The following is a 3775-nucleotide window of genomic DNA, read 5'->3' as shown; positions in this document are numbered from 1 at the left end:
TTCTCAAGGAACGGACGCTTCCTTTGTACTCACCCGAGAGACTCTCTCAGGCTTTCCTCCGGGCGCTTCCCTTCGGTCTTGCGTTTCCAACCTTACCAGATCTGTTTTCCGTTCCGTTTCCGGTTGGAATTCATTTCCAGTGGCCGTTGGAGGCCTTTGCCTATTCGATTGCCTTCCGGCTCTCTTTCGGCGAGTCCGACTTTATCAGAAGTTGTTGGCCGGTCTTGCCGGCCGCTCAGTCCTGAATATCCGGAAGGTGCTTCTCGGGAATCACATTCACAAGAAGCTGGCGATGTAACCGCCACCGTCTGGACTTGTCCAGCTCTAGGCAACTGTCTAAATCTACCTCCCCACCAGTTCCGTGTCAACGGGCCTGGTGGGCGAAGAGGAGACTAGCAGGTCAGCGGCTGTGTCCGCACATCAGGCGGCCGTCGGGAGCGTGGCGCTGCGCTCGAACTCCTCGACGTCACCGGTCTCACCGGCCCGCGCCGCGCGCCCGCCCAGGACATAGACGTACGCGAGGAAGGCCAGTTCAGCTGCGATTCCGATACCGATGCGGGCCCAGGTGGGGAGTCCGGACGGCGTGACGAAGCTTTCGATGGCAGCCGAGATGAAGAGGACCAGTGCCAGGCCTATCGCCATGCCGAGGGCGGCTCGGCCTTCTTCGGCGAGTGCTGTACGGCGCGAGCGGGGACCGGGGTCTATCAAGGTCCATCCCAGTCGCAGTCCTGTGCCTGCTGCCACGAAGACGGCAGTCAGTTCCAGGAGGCCGTGCGGAAGGATCAATCCGAGGAAGATGTCGAGACGGCCGGCCGACGACATCAGGCCTATGCCGACGCCGACGTTGAGCATGTTCTGGAAGAGGATCCAGAGGACCGGTATGCCCAGGAAGACGCCCAGGACCAGGCACATCGCGGCGGCCTGGGCGTTGTTCGTCCAGACCTGCGCTGCGAAGGACGCGGCCGGGTGGCTGGAGTAGTAGGTCTCGTACTCACCGCCGGGGCGTGTGAGCTGGCGCAGTTCGCTGGGAGCCGCGATCGAGGCCTGGACGTCGGGGTGTGTGCCGATCCACCACCCGAGGAGGACCGCGACGGCGGTGGAGAGGAGTGCTGTGGGAACCCACCAGTGGCGTGAGCGGTAGACCGCCGCGGGGAAACCGTGCGTGACGAAGCGGGTGACATCGCGCCAGGAAGCGCGGCGGGTGCCTGTCACGGCGCTGCGCGCGCGTGCCACCAGTTGGCTGAGGCGACCGGTGAGCTGCGGGTCCGGGGCGCTGGACTGGATCAGGGAGAGATGGGTGGCCGTACGTTGGTAGAGGGCGACCAGCTCGTCGGCCTCGGCTCCCGTGAGCCGGCGCTGGCGGCGCAGCAGCGCGTCGAGGCGGTCCCACTCGGCACGGTGGGCGGACACGAAGACGTCGAGGTCCATCGGTTCTGCTGCTCCTCGTCCTCTCGTACTGCGTGTCAGCTTGTCGTACCGGGGCGCGATGTGCCCTCAGCTTGGCAGACTGGCAGTTCTCGAGGCGGGTCAGGGGAAGGAATGCGCGCGTGAGTGAGCTAGTGACGGGCGAGGCGGTGGCGCTGGAGCTGCGCCCCGCGAAGCTGCCGAGCCGGGCGCTCGCCGTGCTGCTCGATCTGATCGTGGCGATGGCCGCCTATGTCATCGTCACCATCGGACTGGTGGCTGCGACGGCGGCCCTGGACGAGGCGGCGCAGATCGCGATCTCGATCGCGAGTTTCATTCTGCTGCTGGTAGGTGGGCCGATCGCGGTCGAGACGCTGAGCCACGGCCGTTCGCTGGGGAAGCTCGCCTGCGGGCTGCGGGTGGTGCGGGACGACGGAGGGCCGATCCGGTTCCGGCATGCGCTGGTGCGTGGCGCCATCGGTGTGGTCGAGATTCTGATGACGTTCGGGATCGTCGCGTGTATCGCCTCCCTCGTGTCGGAGCGGGGGCGACGGCTCGGTGACGTGTTTGCCGGGACCCTGGTCGTTCGCGAGAGGATTCCGGTCGGACGTACGGCGTTCGTGCCTCCGCCACCGCCCTGGCTGGCGGGGCGATTCTCAGGTCTTGATCTGTCGGCCGTGCCGGATGGACTGTGGCTCGCCATTCGTCAGTATCTGACGCGGATGCAACAACTGGATCCGCAGGTCGGTGCGGCGATGGCGGAGCGACTCGCCTCCGATGTCGCTGCCTGTACGGGGACGCCCGCGCCGCGCGAGGTTCCGGCTGCCGCGTATTTGGCGGCTGTGGTGCAGGAGCGGCAGGCACGGGACGCTCGGCGGGCTTTTGGCGGTGGGGCGGCCAGGACAGGCCCCGCGGGCCCTGGCGGGCTGATCGCCGGGATGCCGGCGGCGGGTGGCCCGGCCGTGCGGCAACCAGGGCATTACGCCAACCCGTACGCCGATCCCTCGGCGGCTGTCTCATCTCCTGCGGCCTCAGGAGTCACGTATCAGTATCAGTCCCCGTCCGCGATACCCATCCCGATCTCGGAACGGCCGGGAACGTCGCCGCAGCAGGCGTCGCAGCCGGCGGTACCGCAGGGCGAACCGGTCGAGCAGGTCGACCGCCCCGCGACCGGGTTCGCGCCCCCCGCGTAACCGAACGTCAGGCGAACACCGACGGCGGCGACTCGAGATGCTCCAACTCGATGCCGGGCGCCGCCAGGACCACGTCTCCCGAGATGTGCACGGTGTGCTGCTCCCCGGTGTCCAGCGCTGTGACCTGGTATTCGTCCACGGCCAGGGGGCCATTGTCAGTGGCGTGTGTTTCTCTCGAGATCAAGGCCCAGGACTGGTCGAGTGTGCGCGGGGCGAGGACCGGGTCGGTGAAAGCGACGAGGCGGACACGGGTTGCGGAGGTATCGGGGGTGAGGCGCAGAAGGCGTGCGGTGGCGATGAGGAACGCGGGGGACGTGCCGGTGAAGGCGTGGGCGGGGACATTGCCTTCGGTGGCCTGGGTGCCCGTGGGGTCGGTACGGACCCAGGTGACGCCGTCGAGCGCGGCGCCGCGGACCTGCCAGCTCGCCGCGTGAAGTTCGAGGCGGATGGGACGGCCCAGCTCGTCGAGGGCGAGGTCGACGGAGCCTGCATGGTCGCCGGAGGGGGTGGTCAGCTGGGAGACGTAGCGCCAGCCGGAGGGGCCGGGCGCGCAGTGGAAGTGTTCTTCGGCGAGGAGGGTGTGATCGTGCGGATCATGGAGCGAATAGCGGCCGCGGGGCATGGGCGTTCAGGTCCTCATCGGGGACAGGCCCCCGCCGCGGGGGCGAGGGCCTGCTGACATCCGGATGCCGAGCGGTGGTACCGCTGCTCGGCGGGGTGCTCAGTAGCGGTAGTGGTCCGGCTTGAACGGGCCTTCGACCTCTACGCCGATGTACGAGGCCTGCTCGGGGCGGAGCGTGGTGAGCTTCACGCCGAGGGCGTCGAGGTGGAGGCGGGCGACCTTCTCGTCGAGGTGCTTGGGCAGCACATAGACGTCGATCGGGTACTCGGACGGCTTGGTGAACAGCTCGATCTGGGCCAGCGTCTGGTCCGCGAACGAGTTGGACATCACGAACGACGGGTGACCGGTGGCGTTGCCCAGGTTCAGCAGACGCCCCTCCGACAGCACGATGAGCACCTTGCCATCTGGGAACTTCCAGGTGTGGACCTGCGGCTTGACCTCGTCCTTGACGATGCCCGGGATCTGCGCCAAGCCGGCCATGTCGATCTCGTTGTCGAAGTGGCCGATGTTCCCGACGATCGCCTGGTGCTTCATCCTGGCCATGTCCGAGGCCATG

At 67.3% G+C, this 3775-nt stretch carries 5 protein-coding genes; 2 read left to right on the top strand and 3 right to left on the bottom strand.

The genetic code is table 11. The features are described from left to right. Window positions 1–245: hypothetical protein (locus ACX28W_RS43730; RefSeq protein WP_459005659.1), on the top strand; the 245-nt coding region annotated here is incomplete at its 5' end. Between the two features lie 175 nt (window positions 246–420). On the opposite strand, the gene ACX28W_RS43725 is transcribed toward ACX28W_RS43730, so the two are convergent. Beyond that, window positions 421–1428, bottom strand: coding sequence for a stage II sporulation protein M (locus ACX28W_RS43725; protein WP_459005658.1), 1008 nt, complete (start codon window positions 1426–1428; stop codon window positions 421–423). 119 nt (window positions 1429–1547) lie between these two features. Here ACX28W_RS43725 and ACX28W_RS43720 point away from each other — a divergent pair, with 119 nt between their 5' ends. Further along, window positions 1548–2597, top strand: coding sequence for an RDD family protein (locus ACX28W_RS43720; protein ID WP_459005660.1), 1050 nt, complete (start codon window positions 1548–1550; stop codon window positions 2595–2597). Window positions 2598–2604: 7 nt separating this feature from the next. Here ACX28W_RS43720 and ACX28W_RS43715 read toward each other — a convergent pair whose 3' ends face one another. Beyond that, window positions 2605–3219 carry a hypothetical protein gene (locus tag ACX28W_RS43715; protein ID WP_459005657.1) on the bottom strand — a complete coding sequence of 205 codons (615 nt, stop codon included), beginning with the start codon at window positions 3217–3219 and terminating at the stop codon, window positions 2605–2607. A gap of 99 nt (window positions 3220–3318) precedes the next feature. Next, window positions 3319–3775: adenosylhomocysteinase (locus ACX28W_RS43710; protein WP_459005656.1), on the bottom strand; the 457-nt coding region annotated here is incomplete at its 5' end.

Source organism: Streptomyces sp. SD15 (assembly GCF_054462255.1).
The sequence above is the reverse complement of the archived record's forward strand: the minus strand, read 5'-3'. Positions and strand labels throughout refer to the sequence as shown.

Coding starts and splice junctions, on each gene's coding strand:
- ACX28W_RS43725 (WP_459005658.1), bottom strand. CDS start 1,428: ATGGACCTCGACGTCTTCGTGTCCGCCCACCGTGCCGAGTGGGACCGC.
- ACX28W_RS43715 (WP_459005657.1), bottom strand. CDS start 3,219: ATGCCCCGCGGCCGCTATTCGCTCCATGATCCGCACGATCACACCCTC.